Source organism: Streptomyces sp. B93, from assembly GCF_018070565.1.
Taxonomy (GTDB): Bacteria; Actinomycetota; Actinomycetes; order Streptomycetales; family Streptomycetaceae; genus Streptomyces.
Window position 1 is genome coordinate 136,417 of the sequence record NZ_JAGPXL010000010.1, and the last position, 19,234, is coordinate 155,650.

8 protein-coding genes are annotated in these 19,234 nt (G+C 74.2%); 5 read left to right on the forward strand and 3 right to left on the reverse strand.

Going from position 1 to position 19,234, the window contains the following annotated elements; translation table 11 throughout:
* Positions 1-9: 9 nt before the first annotated feature.
* The gene (locus tag KBY47_RS12840; RefSeq protein WP_210921183.1) at positions 10-6,213 is read left to right on the forward strand and encodes an RHS repeat-associated core domain-containing protein; all 6,204 of its coding nucleotides are present in this window, start codon (positions 10-12) and stop codon (positions 6,211-6,213) included.
* Positions 6,214-6,219: 6 nt separating this feature from the next.
* Here the strand turns inward: KBY47_RS12840 and KBY47_RS12845 are convergent, their stop codons facing one another.
* Positions 6,220-9,018 carry a BTAD domain-containing putative transcriptional regulator gene (locus tag KBY47_RS12845; protein ID WP_210921184.1) on the reverse strand — a complete coding sequence of 933 codons (2,799 nt, stop codon included), beginning with the start codon at positions 9,016-9,018 and terminating at the stop codon, positions 6,220-6,222.
* A gap of 87 nt (positions 9,019-9,105) precedes the next feature.
* On the opposite strand from KBY47_RS12845, the gene KBY47_RS12850 reads away from it, so the two are divergent.
* The 3 genes from KBY47_RS12850 (at position 9,106) to katG (ending at position 13,366) form a co-directional block, all read left to right on the forward strand.
* The gene (locus KBY47_RS12850; RefSeq protein ID WP_210921185.1) at positions 9,106-10,602 is read left to right on the forward strand and encodes a BTAD domain-containing putative transcriptional regulator; all 1,497 of its coding nucleotides are present in this window, start codon (positions 9,106-9,108) and stop codon (positions 10,600-10,602) included.
* A 67-nt stretch (positions 10,603-10,669) separates the two neighbouring features.
* Positions 10,670-11,110, forward strand: a complete 441-nt coding sequence (locus KBY47_RS12855) for a Fur family transcriptional regulator (RefSeq protein WP_210921186.1) — start codon at positions 10,670-10,672, stop codon at positions 11,108-11,110.
* Positions 11,111-11,149: 39 nt separating this feature from the next.
* Positions 11,150-13,366 (forward strand): catalase/peroxidase HPI, encoded by a 2,217-nt coding sequence (gene katG / locus KBY47_RS12860; protein ID WP_210921187.1) that lies wholly within the window; start codon positions 11,150-11,152, stop codon positions 13,364-13,366.
* 121 nt (positions 13,367-13,487) lie between these two features.
* Here katG and KBY47_RS12865 read toward each other — a convergent pair whose 3' ends face one another.
* Positions 13,488-14,576, reverse strand: a complete 1,089-nt coding sequence (locus KBY47_RS12865; protein ID WP_210921188.1) for a M12 family metallopeptidase — start codon at positions 14,574-14,576, stop codon at positions 13,488-13,490.
* Positions 14,577-14,673: 97 nt separating this feature from the next.
* Between KBY47_RS12865 and KBY47_RS12870 the strand changes: the two genes are divergently transcribed.
* Complete coding sequence (locus KBY47_RS12870; protein WP_210921189.1) at positions 14,674-16,515, forward strand: LuxR family transcriptional regulator; 1,842 nt, start codon at positions 14,674-14,676, stop codon at positions 16,513-16,515.
* 112 nt (positions 16,516-16,627) lie between these two features.
* Here KBY47_RS12870 and KBY47_RS12875 read toward each other — a convergent pair whose 3' ends face one another.
* Positions 16,628-19,231 carry a CHAT domain-containing tetratricopeptide repeat protein gene (locus KBY47_RS12875; RefSeq protein WP_210921190.1) on the reverse strand — a complete coding sequence of 868 codons (2,604 nt, stop codon included), beginning with the start codon at positions 19,229-19,231 and terminating at the stop codon, positions 16,628-16,630.
* Between the last annotated feature and the right edge of the window lie 3 nt (positions 19,232-19,234).

The following is a 19,234-nucleotide window of genomic DNA, read 5'->3' on the forward strand; positions in this document are numbered from 1 at the left end:
AGGGACGCCATGAAGCTCACCCACATCGTCACCGTGGTCGCCGCGGGCACCCTGACCGCGTCCCTGCTGACGACCATCGACGGTGCCGCCGCGTCCCCGGTGGCGTCGTCCCGGCAACCGGTCTTCGAGAAGCCGGAGCCGGTACGGTCCGTGCCCGTCAAGGTGGTCCGGCCCGACGCCCCCGCCCCGGCCGGGATGCCGACGGGCGCACCCCGACGGGCGGCGACGACCTGGCCGACGCCCGCGGCGGCGACCGTCGACCTGCCCGCCCGCACCCTCACCGACGCCGCCGCGCTGCCGGTGCGGGTCGGGCCGGGCAGCCGCGGCGCGCCGCGGAAGGTCCGGGTCGAAGTGCTGCCCCGGTCAAGGGCGTTGGAGAAGGGCACCGACGGCGTCGCCCTGTCCGTCACCCCCGCCGACCGGGCCCCGGACGCCGGACAGGCCAGGGTCCGGCTCGTCGTCGACTACTCCGGCTTCCAGGACGCGCACGGCGGCAACTGGGCCGACCGGCTCACCCTGACCCCCCTGTCGGGACCCGGCACGGCGGTCCTCAGCGCCCGCAACGACGTGCGGGCCAGGGCGGTGACCGCGGAGGTCGACCTGGCCCGGGCCACGACGTTCGCGGTCACCGCCGACACCGGCGGCCCGACGGGGGACTACGCGGCGACCTCGCTCGCCCCGAGCGGCAGTTGGCAGACCGACCTCAGCGGCGGCGGGTTCTCCTGGCGGTACGACCTCAGGGTCCCGCCGGTCCCCGGCGGACTCGCGCCCGCCCTGGCACTGTCGTACTCCTCGCAGTCCGTCGACGGACGCGTGGTGGCCCAGAACAGCCAGCCGTCCTGGGTCGGGGAGGGCTGGGACCTCTGGCCGGGCTACATCGAACGCGCGTACAAGCCCTGCGCCGACGACCTCGGCGGCAACAACGGCCAGACGAAGACCGGTGACCTGTGCTGGGAGACCGACAACGCGACGGTCGCCTCGCAGGCCCTCAGCGGCAAGCTCGTCAAGGGCGGCGACGGCCGGTGGCGGCCCGAGTCCGACGACGGCACCCGGATCGAGCGCAGGACGGACGGCGTCAACGGCGACAAGGACGGCCAGTACTGGATCCTCACCGCCACCGACGGCACCCGGTACTACTACGGCCTCAACCGGCTGCCCGGCTGGACGAACGGCGATGCCACGACGAGGTCCGCCTGGACGGCGCCGGTGTACGGCAACGACACGGACGAGCCCTGCCACGCCGCGACCTTCGCCGAGTCGGCCTGCGTCCGGGCGTACCGCTGGAACCTCGACTACGTCGTGGACGTCCACGGCAACTCGATGAGCTACTTCTACGCCCCGGAGACCGGCAAGTACGGTCAGAACCTCGGGAAGTCCACCGCCTCCTACACCCGCGGCGGCGTCCTCAGCGAGATCCACTACGGCACCCGCACCGGCCAGGACTACTCCCAGGTCCCGGCGAAGGTGGTCCTCACGCCCGCCGACCGCTGCGTCAGCGGCACGGACTGCGCCCAGCACACCGCCACCACCTGGCCCGACGTGCCCTGGGACCTCGACTGCGCGGGCGCGGCCTGCTCGGACGCCCAGCGCACCCCGTCGTTCTGGACGACACAACGCCTCGCCAGGATCACCACCCAGGTGCTGGGCGCCGACGGCGGCTACCGCTCGGTCGACCGGTGGGAGCTGACGCACACCTGGCCCAGCCCCGGCGACGGCACCAACGCGGGCCTGTGGCTCAACAAGGTCAAGCGGACCGGCCTCGGCAGGACCACCGAGGTGCCGCTGCCCGCGATCACCTTCACCGGCACGATGTACGAGAACCGCGTGAACTCCGCCTCCGACGGCCTGCCCAAGCTGAACAAGCCGCGGATGACCGCCATCGACACCGAGTCGGGCGGCCGGATCAGTGTCACCTACGCCCCCGTCGACTGCGCCCCCGGCACCAGACCCGTACCGGAGACCAACACCCGGCGCTGCTTCCCGGTGCGGTGGGCGATGCCGCCCGCCGTCGAACCGGTCGACGACTGGTTCCACAAGTACGTCGTCGCCCAGGTGCAGGAGATCGACAACCTCACCGGCGCCGCGCCCACCGTGACCGCCTACGAGTACACCGGCGGAGCCGCCTGGGCCTGGGACGACAACCCCCTGGTGGAACCGGCCCGGCGGAGCTGGCAGGACTGGCGCGGCTACGAGCGCGTCGTCGTCCGCACCGGCGACCCCAGGCAGGACCTCGACCATCCGCGGCTGAAGACCGCCCACCGGTACTTCCGCGGCATGTACGGCGACCGCCTCAACCGCGCGGGCGGCACCAAGACACCCACTGTCACCGACTCCACCGGCACGAGCACGCCGGACCACCGGCAGTACGCCGGGTTCGAACGGGAGTCGATCACCTACCTCGGCGACACCGCCACCGAGGTGTCCGGCGAGATCAGCACCCCGTGGTCACGCCAGACGGCGACGCAGGGCGTCCTCGGCACGACCCTGCGGGCGCACCAGGTGGAGAGCGTCCGGAGCGTGTCACGCGTGAGACTCGCCGACGGCGACGACCGCACGACCCGCGTCGACACCTCCTACGACGACTACGGCAACGTCACCCGCGTCGACGACCACGGCGACACCGGCGTCACCGGAGACGAGGAGTGCACCACCACCAGCTACGCCCAGAACACCGCCACCCACCTCGTCAGCCTGCCGCGGCGCGTGGTCAAGGAGAGCGTGGCCTGTCACTCCGGCGACCCCGTCGTCCCCGCGGTCCTGGCCGACACCCGCGTCCTCTACGACGGTCATGCCTACGACGCGGCTCCGACCCGCGGCCTCGCGACCAGGACGGAGAGCGCCGAGAGCCACTCCGGCTCCACCCCGCGGTACGTGGCGACGACCACGTCCTACGACGGCTACGGCCGCGCCCTCAAGACCACCGACCCCCTCCAGCGCAGTACGACGACCACGTACACCCAGACCAAGGGGCTGACGACGGCCAGCACCGTCACCAACGCCCTGGAGCACACCCAGACGACCACCCTCGACCCGGCCTGGGGCCTGCCGACCACGGTCACCGACGCCAACGACCGTAAAACCAGCCTCGGTTACGACGCCCTGGGGCGCCTGCGCACGGTCTACACCCCCGGCCGCACGGCCGCGGACGGGGCCCCCGACCTGCGCTACGGCTACCACGTCACCGACAGCGGCGGACCCAACTGGGTCAGCACCGACAGGCTCGTCGCGGGCGGCAACACCACGACGTCGTACGAACTGTTCGACGGCCTGCTCAGACCGCGGCAGACCCAGACTCCCAGCCCCGCGGCCGAGGGCGGCTGGATTCTCACCAACACGACCTACGACTCCCGCGGCCTGACGGTCCGCACCGACGAGCCGTACTACAACAAGAGCGCCGCCGGGTCCTTCTACCAGCCGCCCGCCGGGTCCGTGCCCGGCTCGACCGTCACCGAGTTCGACGGTGCCGGACGTGTCACCGCCACCCTCCAGATGGCGGGCAACGAGGAGAAGTGGCGCACGACCACGACCCACACAGGAGACTCGGTCACCGTCGTCCCGCCGCCCGGCGGCACCGCCACCACCACGGTCACCGACGCCCGGGGCCGGGTCACCGCGCTCCGCCAGTACCACGACCGCACCGCCGAGGGCGACGCGGACACCACCCGCTACACCTACACCAAGGCGGGCCACCTGAAGACCGTCACCGACCCGGCGGGCAACGTGTGGACCTACGGCTACGACCTGCTCGGCCGCAAGACCTCCGCGCACGACCCCGACGCGGGCACCACGAGAACGACCTACGACGACGCGGGCCAGCCGCTCACCACCACCGACGGGCGCGGCAAGACCGTCGCCAGGGTCCACGACGACCTCGGCCGCGTCATCGAGACCCGGCTCGGCTCCGCCACCGGAACCCTGCTCACCGAGTCGGAGTACGACACCCTGCCCGGCGGCAAGGGCGTGCTGACCTCCGCGACGAGCTACGACCACGGCGACGCCTACGTCACGCGGACCGACGAACTCGACGACGCCGGACGGCCGTCGAGGACGACGGTGACGATCCCGCGCGTCACGGGCATCGAGGAACTCGCCGGGGACTACCCGACGACGTACACCTACAAGCCGGACGGCAGCCTCTCCAGCCGGACCCTGCCCGCGCTCGGTGACCTCGCCGCCGAGACCCTCACCCACACCTACACACCCCTGGGCCTGCCCCACCGGCTCACCGGCGCGACGACCTACGTCGACGCCACGGCCTACACCGAGCTGGGCGAGCCCTCCAGCGTCGTCCTGGGCCCGAAACCGGCCCCGGGCCAGACCTCCCGCCAGGTCACCCGCTGGCTCTCCTACGACCCGACGACCCGCCGTCTCACCCAGCAGCAGCTCACCCGGGTCGTCGACGGCAGCACCACCGCCCGCAAGGCCGACTACGCCTACGACCCGGCGGGCAACATCACCTCCATCACCGACCACGCCGCCGGGTCCGTCGCCGACACCCAGTGCTACGAGTACGACCACCTCCGGCGCGTCACCCAGGTCTGGACGCAGGTCAGCGGCTGCGCGGACACCCCCTCGACCGGCGTCGTCGGCGGCCCCGCGCCGTACTGGCAGACCTTCGCCCACGACCTCACCGGCAACCGGACCCGGAAGACGGACAAGGGCCTCGGCGGCGCGGCGGACGTCACGACGGCCTACCACTACCCGGCGCCGGGGCCGTCCGCCGACCAGCCGCACACGCTCACCTCGGCGACCACGGGCACGGACGACACCGCGTCGTACACCTACGACGACGCCGGACACACCCTCACCCGGCCCGGTCCGGACGGGCAGCAGACCCTGGAGTGGGACGACGCCGGGCAGCTCACCGGGGTCACCAGCGGCAGCGGGCGGACGTCGTACGTCCACGACGCCGCGGGCGCCCCGCTGCTGCGCCGGGACCCCGGCAAGGCGACGCTGTACGTGGGGGACGGCGAGATCGTCCTCGACACCGGGACCGGGGCCAGGACCGGCCGACGGTACGTCTCCGGCGTCGGTACCCGCACCAGGGCCGACGGCCTGCTCTACCTGGACGCCGACCACCACGGCACCGCCCAGGTCGCCCTCAGGGCGACCGACCCCGCCTCCATGGACGTCCGCCGCCTGGACCTCTTCGGCAACCCCCGCACCGGCACCGCCGGATGGCGCGGCGGCGACCGCGGCTTCGTCGGCGGCACCACGAACACCGCGACCGGGCTGACGCGGCTGGGGGCGCGCGAGTACGACCCCGGCCTCGGCAGGTTCCTCTCCGCCGACCCGGTCATCGACCCCATGGATCCTCAGCAGATGAACGGGTACGCCTACGCGAACAACAACCCGGCCAGCATGTCCGACCCGGACGGCCTGAAGTACTTCATCGACGCCGACGGCCGCTACACCGCGCCGGGCGCGGCGGCGAAGAAGTACCTCGGTCCCGCCCGCTACCGGCAGATCCTGCAACGCGAGGACAACAAGGCGCGGCGCGTCTATCCGAAGAAGATCGACACCGCCGTGCCGTACGGCCCCAAGGGGCTGCCGCTCCCGAAGGACGTGATCGAGCGGACGCTGGTGCCGCTGGGCTACGAGGGCTCGGACCGCTTCACCTACCGGGACGCGTTCCGGTTCGCCGCCCAGGGGGAGATGCAGTGGTCGGTGACGTGCCAGGTGCTCGGCGGCTCACCGGAGGACTGCAAGTCGTCCAACGCGCCCTGGGAGTTCAAGAAGGCCGCGGGCTGGGTGCGTGAGTGGTCCGTCTCGCTGTGTGCCTCGGGGTCGCTCTTCGGAGCGGGCATGGAGGTGTGCGGCGGCGTCGACCCGCACGGGATCGGCTACACCCGCGCCGTGCCCGTCGGCGCCGACGCGGAACTGCTCCGGCGCGGGGGGAAGTACGCCGTCGGGGACGTCACCCGCTTCCCCGTCCGAGGCGGAGTCTCGGTGCGGGCTTCCAACCAGTCGTACGCGGAGCAGGGCGGCCTGGCCTGGGAGGCCGCCGCACCCGGTGTGGTGTTCTCCGAGTCCTTCGACGGGAAGGGGAAGTCGGTGTCCCTGCCGGTGGGGCTGCCGAGCCGGTGGGACTTCGGCGGCGGCGTCAGCGAGACCGTCGGCGCGGGCTACCTCGCCACCTGGGACTCCGAGGCGCCCGGGTTCGCGCAGTGGCTGGCGAGGATGTCCCTGGCCTGCGGACTGGCGTCCTGCTGAGCACCGTCAGTCGAAGTGGCCCAGCCGAGCCCGCTCGCGTCGGGCCCGGCCCGGGCTCGCCCGGTCGAGTTCGGCGATGCCCGCGCGCCAGTGGGCGGTGGCGTCGGGGAGGGCGCCGAAGGCGGCGTGGGCGTCGCCGAGGTGGATGTGGGTCTCGCCGACGCCCACCCGGTGGTCGAGGGCACGGCGGATGCGCAGGGCGTGGCCGTACGCCTCCAGCGCCTGGTCGCGGCGGAGTTCGAGGCGGTGGACGAGGCCCAGGCTGTCCCAGGCCGCGGCCTCGATCCGCTGGTCGCCGCTTGCCCTCGCCAGGTTCAGCGACTGGGTGCAGTAGTCCAGCGCCTCCGCGGAGGACCCCAGCTGGGCCAGGTCCCAGCCGACGTGGTTCAGCGCCTCCGCCTCGATGGCGCCCAGCCCGTGCTCCCGCACCAGCCGCAGCACGTCCCGGTCGTGGACGAGCGCGCTGCGCCAGTCGCCGCGGTCCTCGGCCACCGCGCCGAGCCCGCCCAGCGCGCGGGCCTCCGCCAGGGTGTCCCCGACGCGCCGGGCCGCCGCCACGGCCCGCTCCAGGTGGTGCACGGCGCCCGAAGGGTGGTCCAGGTGCCGCAGGGCGCGCCCGAGCAGTTGGTGGGCGTGGGCCAAGGACATCCCGTACGTCTCGTCCTCACCGGCCGCGAGGCTGGTGCGCAGGAGCACCTCCAGGCTGTGCCAGTCCGCGCTGGAGACCAGGAAGTCGGCCAGGCCCCAGCCGAGCTGCCAGCAGTGCCGGGCGAGGCCACGGGCCATGGCCAGCTCCGAGGCCGCCAGCAGGGTGTCCCGTTCCCGCACGAGCCACGCCTTCGCGTCGGCGGCCGAGGCGAAGGCGGTGACGACGGTGCCCGCGGCGGGGGAGGGCAGGGGGATGGGCACGCGCGCGGGGTCGACGGTCCGGGCAGCGGCGTGGCTGGTCCGGTTGTAGTGGTCGAGCAGCCGCCGCACGGCCCGGTGCCGCTCCCCGGCGCCCAGCCGCGCGTCCGCCAGCTCGGCCGCGAACTCGTGGACCAGTTCATGGAGCGCCAGGCGCCCCCCGGAGACCCGGTTCACGATGTTGGTGGCCACCAGTTCGTCCACCCCGGCGGCGACTCCCGCCACGGGCCGCCCGGCGAGACTGGCCGCGGCCTCCATGGACAACTCGTGCGTGGGGTGCAGTCCCAGCAGCTGGAAGACGTCGGCCGCCGCCTTCGACAGCGCGTCGAAGGACCAGGAGAACACGGCGCGCAGGTTGGTCCGCTCGTCGCTGCTGGACAGGGCGTCCAGCCGGGAACCGGCGGCGGCGAGCTGCGCGTCCAGCTCGGCGAGCGGCGCGTCGGGACGGGCCGCCGCCCTGGCCGCGACGACCGCCAGGGCCAGCGGCAGCCGGCCGGTGCGCTCCAGCAGCCGCGCCGTGGCCTCCGTGTCGGCGAGCACCTTGGACTCGCCGAGCCGCCGGCGCAGCATCTCCCGCGCCTCCGCCTCTGTCAGCGGGGCCAGCCGCACCCGTACGGCGCCGTCCGTCACGGCCAGCCCGAGCAGGTCGGCCCGGCTGGTGACGAGCACCCCGCAGCCGGGCTCGCCCGGCAGCAGGGGCCGGACCTGCTCGGCGCTGCGCGCGTCGTCGAGGACGATCAGCACGCGCTGTCCGTCGAGCAGGGACCGGAACAGGCCCACCTGGTCCTCGGGGTCCTCGGGGATGCTCATCGTGGGGTGGCCAAGGGCGCGCAGCAGGGACGTCAGCGCCTGCTGCGGCGTGGTGACGCTGGAGCTGGCGCCGCGCAGGTTCACCCACAGCTGACCGTCGGGGTAGCGGGAGACGACGCGGCGGGCCACGTGGATGGCCAGGGAGGTCTTGCCGACGCCGGGCATGCCCGTGACGACGACCAGACCGGGCCGGTGGCCGTCGGCGCCGTCGAGGGCCGCCCGGGCGGTGGCGGTCTCGCCGTACCGGCCCGAGAACGCGGCCCGCTCGGCGGGCAGCTGCCGGGGCACGGTGCGCTGGGTGACGGCGGTGACGGCCGGGGTCTCCTGGAGGAGTTCCTGGAGCGTGCGCTGCACCAGCTCGCCGGGCTCGACACCGAGTTCCTCCCGCAGGTGGACGCGGGCGCGGTGGAACGCCTCGATCGCCTCGGTGCGCCTGCCGGAGCCGTGCAGCGCCGACATCAGCTGCGCCCACGGTTTCTCCCGCAGCGGCTGACGCGCTGTCAGTTCCAGGAGCGGTCCGATGGCCTCCGCGTACCGGCCGAGGGCCAGCGCCACGTCGATGCGGCGCTCCTCCAGCTGGCGCCGCTGCTCGGTCAGGACGGGGAGGTGACGCCGGTGCAGCAGGTCGGAGGGCACATCGGCGAGCGGGGCGCCCCGCCAGACGGCCAAGGCCTCGTCCAGCGCCGCGAGTTCCCTGGTGAGGTCGCCTTCCTCGCGGGCGGTGTCCGCGCGCTGTCGGAGCGCCGTCCACCGGCTCAGGTCCGTGGCGCCGGGCGGGGCGGCGAGCCGGTAGCCGTCGCCGTCGGTGGCGACGGCGTCGGCGAGGCCCGCGCCGGCCAGACCGCGCCGCAGCCGGAGCACCAGCTGGTGGACGGCGTTCACGGGCCGGGCCGGTGCCTGGCCGGCGTAGACGGCCTCGGCGAGCAGTGTGGACGGCACGGACTCCCCGTCGGCGAGGATCAGCGCCGCCATGACGACGCGGCACTTCGGGGAGCCGATCGTCACCGCCCGGTCCGCGCCACGGACCAGCAGGGGGCCCAGCACGCCGTAGGTGGGGGCCGCCCCCGCTTCCTTCTCGTTCCCGTTCATGGTCCGTCCACAGGCGAATCGCACCCCTCGACCCACATCGCAGCGCGCTGAGATCGAAGTGTAAGAGCGCGAAGCGACAGTGGTGCCATGCGAATTGCCATCCTGGGGCCGGTTTCCCTGGTCGTCGGAGACGAGGCGCGCACGGTCCGGGCGACGAACTCGCGCACCCTGCTGGCGCAGCTGTCGCTCCGGGCGGGCCGGACGGTCCCGACGTCGGAACTGACCACCGCCCTGTGGGGGTTCGAGCCGCCCGCGCACGCGCGCCGGGCGACCCAGCTCGCCGTCACCCGGCTGAGGTCGGTCCTCGCCCCCTTCGGCGCGCGGGGCCTGGTCCGCACCCGCGCCGACGGCTATCTGCTCGACATCGCCCCGCACGACGTCGACCTCGGCGCCTTCGAGGAGGAACTGCGGACGGCGGCAGCCGCCCGCGCGGCGCGCGACGCCGGGGCGGAACTGCGCGCCCTCGAAGGCGCCCTCGGGCTCTGGCGGGGCGACGCCCTCGCCGATGTGCACGCGCAGGCGCTCACCGCCGACCGGCACCGGCTCGACGAGCAGCGCCTCCAGGCCGTCGAGCGGCGCAACGACCTGCTGCTGGCGAGCGGCCGGGGCGCGGAGCTGCTGGCGGACCTCGGCGAGCTGACCGCACGGCACCCGGCCCGTGAACGGTTCTGGGCGCAGTACGTCCGCGCGCTGCGGAGCGCCCGGCGCCGGTCGGAGGCGCTGGAGGCGTACGAGACGGTCCGGCGGCGGCTGGTCCGGGAACTCGGCGTCGCGCCCGGCCCGGAGCTGCGCGCGCTCCACGCGGAACTGCTCGGCGGCCCCGCGAGGGAGGCGGGGGCCGGGCGCCCGGCGACGCCCCCGGTGCCGCGGCAGCTGCCGGGGGCGGTGCCGGGCTTCGTCGGCCGGGCCGGTGACGTCGCCCGCCTCGACGCCCTCCTGCCCCGGCCGGGCGCGACGGGTCCCGCGGTCGCCGTCGTCACCGGGGGCCACGGCATCGGCAAGACCTCCCTCGTACGGCACTGGGCGCGGCGCGTGGCGGACGACTTCCCCGACGGCCAGCTCTGGATCAGCCTGCACGGCTCCGACGACCGGCGGACGCTCACCGCGGACGAGGCGACCGGCTGGCTCGTGCGTGCCCTCGGGGGCGGCCCCTGCGACCGGCCGGTACCGCTGGACGAACGCGCCGCGCTCGTGCGCTCCCTCGCGGACGGCCGACGGCTGCTGATCGTCGTCGACGACGTCCGCTACGAGGAACAGGTGGCGCCCCTGCTCCCGGGGACGGGCGGCTCGATGGTCGTCGTCACCGGCCGCGCCCCGCTCCTGGGCCTGTTCACCCGGCACGGCGCCGCGTCGGTCCCGCTCGCCCCCCTGACCGCGGCCGAGGCGCGCGCCCTGCTCGCCCGCAGGCTGGGCACCGCGCCGGTGGCGGCGGAGCCGCTGGCCGCCGACGCGCTGGTGGCACGGTGCGCGGGCCTCCCGCTCGCGCTGGCGGACGCGGCGGGCCGGGTGTCGTCCGGGCGCTGCGGCACCCTGCGCGACGCCCTCGACGAGATCTCCGGGGACGGATGTCTGACGCGTCCCTGACCAACTTCAGACTTGGACTCATTCCTTTTCTTGAATCATTCGTGTTTGAGGCGGTAGGTTCTGCGGCATGACCGCACCTCGGACTCCGCAGACCCCGGCCGACGCCCTGCGCGGCGCGGGCCTGCGGGTCACGTCCGCGCGTGTCGCCCTGCTGGAGACCGTCCGCCGCGGTGACCACCTGGGTGTCGAGGCCATAGCCGCCGGAGTGCGCGAGCGCGTCGGCCAGGTCTCGCTCCAGGCCGTGTACGACGCCCTGCACGCGCTCACCGCGGCGGGGCTGGTGCGCCGTATCGAGCCGCCCGGCAGTCCCGCGCGCTACGAGGGCCGTGTCGGGGACAACCACCACCACCTGGTGTGCAGGTCGTGCGGGGCCGTCGCCGATGTCGACTGCGCGGTCGGCGAGGCACCCTGTCTGACCGCTTGTGACGATCACGGCTTCACGGTCGACGAGGCCGAGGTCATCTACTGGGGCCTGTGCCCCGCCTGTTCCACCACCCGCAGTTCCTGAACACCGTAGTTCAGTCCAAGTCCGGAAGGATTCACCCCCATGGCCGAGAACCCTGATGCCATCGTCACCGACCCCAAGGCGGAGGGCGCAGGCGGCTGCCCGGTCGCGCACGGACGCGCCGCGCACCCGACTCAGGGCGGCGGAAACCGTCAGTGGTGGCCTGAGCGGCTCAACCTGAAGATCCTCGCCAAGAACCCCGCCGTGGCCAACCCGCTCGGCGAGGAGTTCGACTACGCCGAGGCGTTCAAGTCCCTCGACCTGGCCGCCGTGAAGCGGGACATCGCCGAGGTGCTCACCACCTCCCAGGACTGGTGGCCCGCCGACTTCGGCCACTACGGCCCGCTCATCATCCGGATGGCCTGGCACAGCGCGGGCACCTACCGCATCAGCGACGGCCGCGGCGGCGCCGGCGCCGGCCAGCAGCGGTTCGCGCCGCTCAACAGCTGGCCGGACAACGCCAACCTCGACAAGGCCCGCCGTCTGCTGTGGCCGGTGAAGAAGAAGTACGGCCAGAACATCTCCTGGGCCGACCTGATGATCCTCGCCGGCAACGTCGCCCTGGAGAACATGGGCTTCGAAACCTTCGGGTTCGCCGGTGGCCGCGCCGACGTCTGGGAGCCGGAGGAGGACGTCTACTGGGGTCCCGAGACCACCTGGCTCGACGACCAGCGCTACTCCGGCGACCGCGAGCTGGAGAACCCCCTCGGCGCCGTCCAGATGGGCCTCATCTACGTCAACCCGGAGGGCCCCAACGGCAACCCGGACCCGATCGCCGCGGCCCGCGACATCCGTGAGACGTTCCGCCGCATGGCGATGAACGACGAGGAGACCGTCGCCCTCATCGCCGGTGGCCACACCTTCGGCAAGACCCACGGCGCGGGCCCCGCCGACCACGTCGGCGACGACCCCGAGGCCGCCTCCATGGAGGAGCAGGGCCTGGGCTGGAAGAACACCTTCGGCACCGGCAAGGGCGCCGACACCATCACCTCCGGCCTCGAGGTCACCTGGACCGCCACGCCCACCCAGTGGAGCAACGGCTTCTTCAAGAACCTCTTCGAGTACGAGTACGAGCTGACCGAGTCCCCGGCGGGCGCCAAGCAGTGGATCGCCAAGGACGCCCCGGAGATCGTCCCCGACGCCCACGACCCGTCGAAGAAGCACCGCCCGACGATGCTCACCACCGACCTGTCGCTGCGCTTCGACCCGGTCTACGAGCAGATCTCGCGCCGCTTCTACGAGAACCCCGACCAGTTCGCGGACGCCTTCGCCCGCGCCTGGTTCAAGCTCACCCACCGCGACATGGGCCCGAAGTCGCAGTACCTCGGCCCGGAGGTGCCCGAGGAGACCCTGCTCTGGCAGGACCCGCTGCCCGCGGCCGAGGGTGAGGTCATCGGCGCCGAGGACATCGCCGCCCTCAAGGCCAGGCTCCTCGACTCCGGCCTGACCGTCTCCCAGCTGGTCACCACCGCCTGGGCGTCCGCCTCCACCTTCCGCGGCAGCGACAAGCGCGGCGGCGCCAACGGCGCCCGCATCCGCCTGGAGCCGCAGCGCGGCTGGGAGGTCAACAACCCCGACGAGCTGGCCACCGTCCTGCGTACCCTCGAGGGCGTCCAGCAGGAGTTCAACAGCGGCGCCAAGAAGGTGTCCCTGGCCGACCTGATCGTCCTCGGCGGCTGCGCCGGTGTCGAGAAGGCCGCCAAGGACGCGGGGTACGACATCGAGGTGCCGTTCACCCCGGGCCGCGTCGACGCCACGGACGAGCACACCGACGCCGAGTCCTTCGCCGCGCTGGAGCCGACCGCGGACGGCTTCCGCAACTACCAGGGCAAGGGCAACCGCCTCCCGGCCGAGTACCTGCTGCTCGACCGCGCCAACCTGCTCACCCTGAGCGCCCCCGAGCTGACCGTCCTCGTCGGTGGCCTGCGGGTACTGGGCGCCACCTACGACGGCTCCCGCACCGGCGTCCTCACCGAGACCCCGGGCAAGCTGACGAACGACTTCTTCGTCAACCTGCTCGACCTGGGCATCCAGTGGAAGGGCACCTCCGAGGACCAGACCTCCTTCGAGGGCCGCGACGCGGCCACCGGCGAGGTCAAGTGGACCGGCACCCGCGCCGACCTGGTCTTCGGCTCCAACTCCGAGCTGCGCGCCCTCGCCGAGGTCTACGCGAGCGATGACGCCAAGGAGAAGTTCGTGACCGACTTCGTCGCCGCCTGGGACAAGGTCATGAACCTGGACCGGTTCGACCTGGTCTAAGCGTTCCCGGCCGGTATGGCGTGGCCGAGACTCGTCTCCCTCCCCCGAAGGAGACGAGTCTCGGCCGCTCCCCCGGTGCCGGACCATGGTCCAGGCGCCCGTGCGGCGCGGCCCCGTGCTGTCACCAGCACATGACGGCCGTCTCGCCCGAACCCCAGCTGGAGTACAGGCGCACACGGACGAAGTAGCGGCGGCCCTTGACGAGCCTGGCCCTCACGGCGGCGTTGCGTTCGGTGCCGCCGTCGTCCTGTCCGGCGAGGTAGCGGGGCTCCCCGTCCCGCTCCTCGAAGACCACCAGCACCGTGTCACCGTCGCCGAAGGTGCCCACCGTGTACTCACGGGTCTCCGGCGGCTCCACCAGGAAGTCGGCCTGCTCACCGGCGCCCAGCCGCAGCGGCGCCGAACGGAACGGCACCAGCGCGGGCGGCAGCGGCCCGCCGAGCGGCGGATACCAGCGGAGCACGAACTCCTTGTCCGACGGCGACAGCGTGCCCGGCGGGTTCAGCCCCGCGAGACGGAACTGCTCCGGCTCCAGGATCAGCCCCGGCGGGAACGGATACTCCATGATCGACAGCGGGTCCCAGGCGGACCCGTTGACCTCGTCGGCCTCCAGCTTCCGCAGGATGTTGAAGAACGTCCGCTCCCGGCTCCAGAAGTTCGGCGGACCCGCCAGCTCCGTGAACACGGCCTCGTCGTCCCAGTGGATCCCGGCGAACGGGCTCTGGTGCTCGTGCAGCATGCCGAGCGCGTGCCCGATCTCGTGCAGGGCCGTCGCGCGCTCACCCGGCGCGGTCAGGTCCCAGCCGAAGTTCATCGTCCGATCCCCGGTCCCGACCCACAGCGCGTCCTTGCCGACGGTCGACCAGGAGCCGTCGCCGGACTGGAACCCGATCCGCAGCTCGGCCTCCGAGCGGTCACCGACCTCCACGAAGGACAGGCCCACCCCGAGGCTCTGCCACTCCGCGAAGCACTCCCGCACCACGTCCTGCTGCTCCTTGGCGCCGACCCACGACACCCGCCGGGCCTCCCCGGTGCCGGGTACGGCGATCACGGACGCGTCGGAGTCACGGTCGAAGAAGCAGTAGTGCAGGACCGTGCCGTTGACCCACATCCGGTGACCGTGGACCAGCGCACCGAGCCGCTCGGCGGTCAGCCCCGGGGCGAACACGGGGGCCGACGCCTGCGCGAGGGAGCAGTAGCGTCCGGTCATGCGCCAAGAGTGGCCGGACCGCCTCCCGTACGCCTGAGTCGAGGGCTACTCAAGTCGCCCTGTATCAGAACTGAGTAGCCCGACTCCTGTTGTCGTGATGACTTTCGCACGGGACCTGACGTCCGCCCGGGACACCGCCTCCGAGCGCGGCGCGCACACCCTTGAACCGCCCTGGCCCTTCACCGGCCGGGAGAACGAACTCGAGGCCGTCCGCCGCTCCCTGGCCGCCGGACGGCCCGGCACCGTGATCACGGGCCCCGCGGGCTGCGGCAAGTCCCGCCTGGTCACCGAGGCCGTACGGGGCACCGACTGGGCCCGCGCCGCCGGTACCCCCGAGACCCGGGGCATACCCTTCGCCGCGTTCGCGCACCTGCTGCCCGAGCGGGCCACCCTGCACCGCGCGGTCCAACTGCTCTCCGGCCGCAGGCTGCTGGTGGTCGACGACGCCCACCTGCTCGACGACGCCTCGGCCGCCCTGGTCCACCAGCTCGCCGTGCAGGGCCGCACCCGTCTCCTGGTCGTCGCCACCGACGGCGCCCCCGTCCCCGGCGCGATCTCCCGGCTGTGGACCGGCGAGCTGCTGCCCCGGCTGGCCCTGGAGCCGCTGTCCCGCGACGAGACCGCCCGGCTCGCGGCGGCGGGCGCGGGCGGCCCCCTGGAGCCGCTCACCGCGAACCGGCTGCACCACCTCTCCCGCGGCGACCTGCGGCTGCTGCGCGACCTGGTCGGCGCGGTGTGCGAGAGCGGACGGTTCACCCGGCTCCCGGACACCGACGAGCGGGCCTGGCGCGGCCCCGTCCCGGTCACCGCCGCCGTCCGCGAACGCACCGCGCCGGTCCTGGACCGAACCGACCCGGACGAGCGCGAGACCCTCGACCGGCTCGCCTTCGCCGAACCCCTCCCGCTCGCCCTCGACAGCCTCGACCTGCGGGTCCTCGAACGCCTTGAGACCGACCGGCTGATCCGCATCGACGACGCCCCCGAGCCCGTCGTCCGCCTCGCCCACCCGCTGCACGGCCCCACGCTGCGCGCCTCCGCCGGTACGCTGCGGGCCCGCCGCCTCACCGGCGCCCCGGGCCGCTGCGGCCCCGCCCTCGCCGCCGAGGCGGCCACCCTGGTGCGGCACATCGAACTGGCCGACGTACGGGCGCTGCCGACGCCCGTGGGGGAGTGGCTCACCGACGAGGGCATCGCCGTACCCGCCGGATACGCCGCCGTGCGCGCCCGGTTCGCGCGGCTGCGCGGTGAACTGCGGGAGGCCGCGGCCTGGGCCCGGCAAGGGCTGCGGTACGCGCCGGACGACGTGGTCTGCCGTGCCGAACTGGCGCTCGCCGCGGCGCAGTCGGGCGATCTGGCGACCGCGGAGCGCCACGCGTCCGGCCGCCGGTCCACGGCGTGGCTGGCAGCCGCGCGCGGTGACATCGAGCGCGCGGTGGTCTCGCTGGGGGACGAGGGGCCGCATGTGCGGTACGACGCCGTACGGCTCGGGGTGCCCGAGCGGGCGGGGGAGCTGGCGGTGGGGGTGCTCGCCGATCACGGGCGTGCGCTCGTCCGGCGGGACGGGGCCGGTCTCGACCGGGCCGCGCGGGCGTTGGAGGAGCGCGGGTTCCTGCTGTTCGCGGCGGAGGCGTACGCGCAGGCGGCGGGCGTGCACGGGGACGCGAGCGCGGCCCGGACGGCGCGGACCCGGGCGGTCGCGCTGGCGCGGCGGTGCCAGGGGGCGCGGACGCCCGCGCTGGCCGGGCTGGCGCTGGGGGAGTTGACGGCGCGTCAGCGGCAGATCGTGACGCTTGCCGCGGCGGGGCTCAGCAATCGGCAGATCGCTGAGCGGTTGACCCTGTCCGTGCGGACGGTGGGGAATCATCTGTACAGCGCGTACGCGCGGTTGGGGGCGAGTGACCGGGGGGCGTTGCCCTGTGCGGTGGGCTTGAGTGCCTGAGTGCCTGAGTGCCTGAGTGCCTGCCTGGTTCTCTCGTGTGGCGGGTGCGGGTGGTCTGTGGCTTGTCGCGCAGTTCCCCGCGCCCCTACAGGGCGTTGACCTCACCGGCGTTCTAGGCGGCTCCGAACGCCGTGAACGCCCAGCCCGTCGCCTGGTGGGTGGCGTCGTCGGGGAGGGCTCTGCGGGCGTCTCTCAGGGCCTCGGCCAGGGAGAGGCCCGCGCTGAGGCCCTTGTGGAGGGCGAGCATCAGGGGAACCACCGCCGCGTCGTTGACCGGTGCGCTGCTCGCCACCACGCCCGCGGTGCCCAGCGGCAGCAGGGCGGTGACGAGGCCGAGCAGTTCGTCGGCGCCGACCGAGGCGAGGCGGGCGGTGTCGCAGCTGGAGAGGATGATGCGGTACGGGCTGCGGTCGAGACGCTCGAAGTCGTGCACGATCAGCGGGCCGTCCGCCATCCGCAGGGACGAGAACAGCGGCGCGTCCGCGCGGAAGGCACCGTGCGCGGCGATGTGCGCGAGGGCCGCGCCGTCGAGTTCCTCCAGGACGCGCGGGACACGCGCCTCGTCGTGCTCCAGGACCGTGGGCCTGCCGTAACGGTCGGCGAGGTCCGGCACCTCCGCACCGCCCGACGCCAGTCCCGGACCGCGCACCAGGACGTGACGGCCGCCCGGCGGCGGCTCGGTCCCGTGGGCGCGCAGCCAGCTGCCCGCCGACGGTGACACGCTCAGCACCCGCTCGCGCAGGGACGGCAGCAGCGCCCACGGCACCCGGTGCAGCCGCGCGGGCGGCACCACCACGACCGGGCCCGGGCCCAGCCGTGCCGCGGCCCGGCCCAGCAGCAGCTCCTCCAGACGGCGGCCCATCGCCTCCACCACCGGCAACCGGTGCTCCGCGCCCGGATGGGCCAGCCGCCGCAGCGCCGCCTGGACGTGCTCGGCCTCCCTCTCCGCGGCGGCGAGCGGCCCGGCCTCGAACCGGCGCACCCGCCCCTGACCGCACAGCAGCACGTGCACCCGGCCGTCCAGCACCGCCAGCTCCACCAGCTGGGTGGCGCCCAGGCGGGCCAGCAGCCGGTCGACGTCGAACCGGTCGCCGCCGCCGGGCGCGTCGCCGCGCATGTGCAGGGTGCGGGACCTGATCTCCCGCTCCAGACGCCGCTGTTCACGCTCCAGCGCCGGAACGGGCCGCGCCTCCATCCGGGCCGCCTCCGCACGCGCCGCGATCTCCCGGAACGCGGTCAGCGAGGTCACCAGCGCCGGATCGGCCGGGGGCCGCGTCGGCGGCGCGGACAGCACCGTCGCCCGCCACCGCTCGCTCCACACCAGCAGCCGCCGTGGCCCGCCCCGGGACCTGCTCGCCTCCTGCGCCAGCGCCGCCAGCTCCGCGCCCTGCTCGGTGGCGCGCGCCCGCAGCTCCGAGGCGCCCAGCGTCATCCGGTGGTCGTCCAGGACGTCCAGGCCGCGGCGGCACGCCTCCAGCACCCCTCGGCGCGAACCCGCCGCGCGGGCCCGCAGCGCCTGTGCCGCCCACCCCGTCACCCGCGCCAGCGGCGGCCCGCTGTGCCGACTGCGGGCCGCCACCGCCAGATGCCGCTCGGCGTCCGCGGTCCAGCCCAGGCCCAGCGCGATCCGGCCCGCCAGCAGCGACGCCTCCGGCGCGGCCGGGGCGCCGAACGCGGCCAACTGCTCGGCGACCGCCGCCGCGTCCGCGACCAGCCGCCCCGAGCTGCGCCCGGCGGCCGCCCGCGCCTCGATCAGCACCAGCCGGGCGTGCGTCTCCCACCAGCCGCGCCGCTGCGCCGCGAACAGCCGGACGGCCAGCGCGGCACGGGCGATGGCCGTGTGCGGATCGCCCGCCAGCCGGGCCGCCCGCGCGGCCACCAGCAGCAGTTCCGCCTTGCGGGTCGACTGCCCGCCGATACCGTCCAGGACCGCGATCGCGCCGTCCGCCTCCGCCAGCGCCTCCGGCGCGAGCCCCGCCGCCATCAGCACCTCGCAGCGCCGGATGTTCAGCATGAACGTCGGCGTGCCCAGCTCCGCGTACCGTGCCTCGGCCTCGTCGAGCAGCCGCAGCGCCGCCGGGATGTCACCGGAGCGGAACGCGGCCAGGCCCCGGCTCTCCACCGCGTCCGCCTTGTCGTGCTCCTGGCCGGTGGTGTCCCACAGCCGCTCCGCCGCGGTGAAGTCCGCGTCCGCTCGGTCCACCGCGCCCAGCGCCAGATGCACGGTCGCCCGCAGGGTCAGCGCCCGCGCCGTCCAGATGACGTCGTCCGCCTGTCGCAGGACGGGGATCGCCCGGCGTACGTCCTCCAGTGCCTGCGGATGATGGCCGAGCACCCACCAGGCGTACGCCCTGCGGTACAGCACACGCGCGCGGGTGTGCCCGCTGCCGCGCCGTACCCCCCTCTCGAACGCGGCCAGGCCCTGCCGGGTGCGGCCCGCGTGCACCAGCGCCACCCCGAGGGTCGCGAGCACGTCCGCCTCCCGCTCCGGGGAGTCGGCGCGGGCCGCCAGATCACGGGCCCGCCGCAGGTGGTGCAGGGCGATCCGCAGGTCCCCGAAGTCGCGCTGCCAGATGCCGATCACCTGGTGGGCGACGGAGGCGTGCAGCGGTGGCGGATCGGCGCCGAGCACCTGTTCCGCCTCCGCCAACGCGTCGTTGGGGGCGGCGAACACCCTCGGCAGCAGTCCGAGTACCGAGTCGCTTCCCGCTGTCACCCT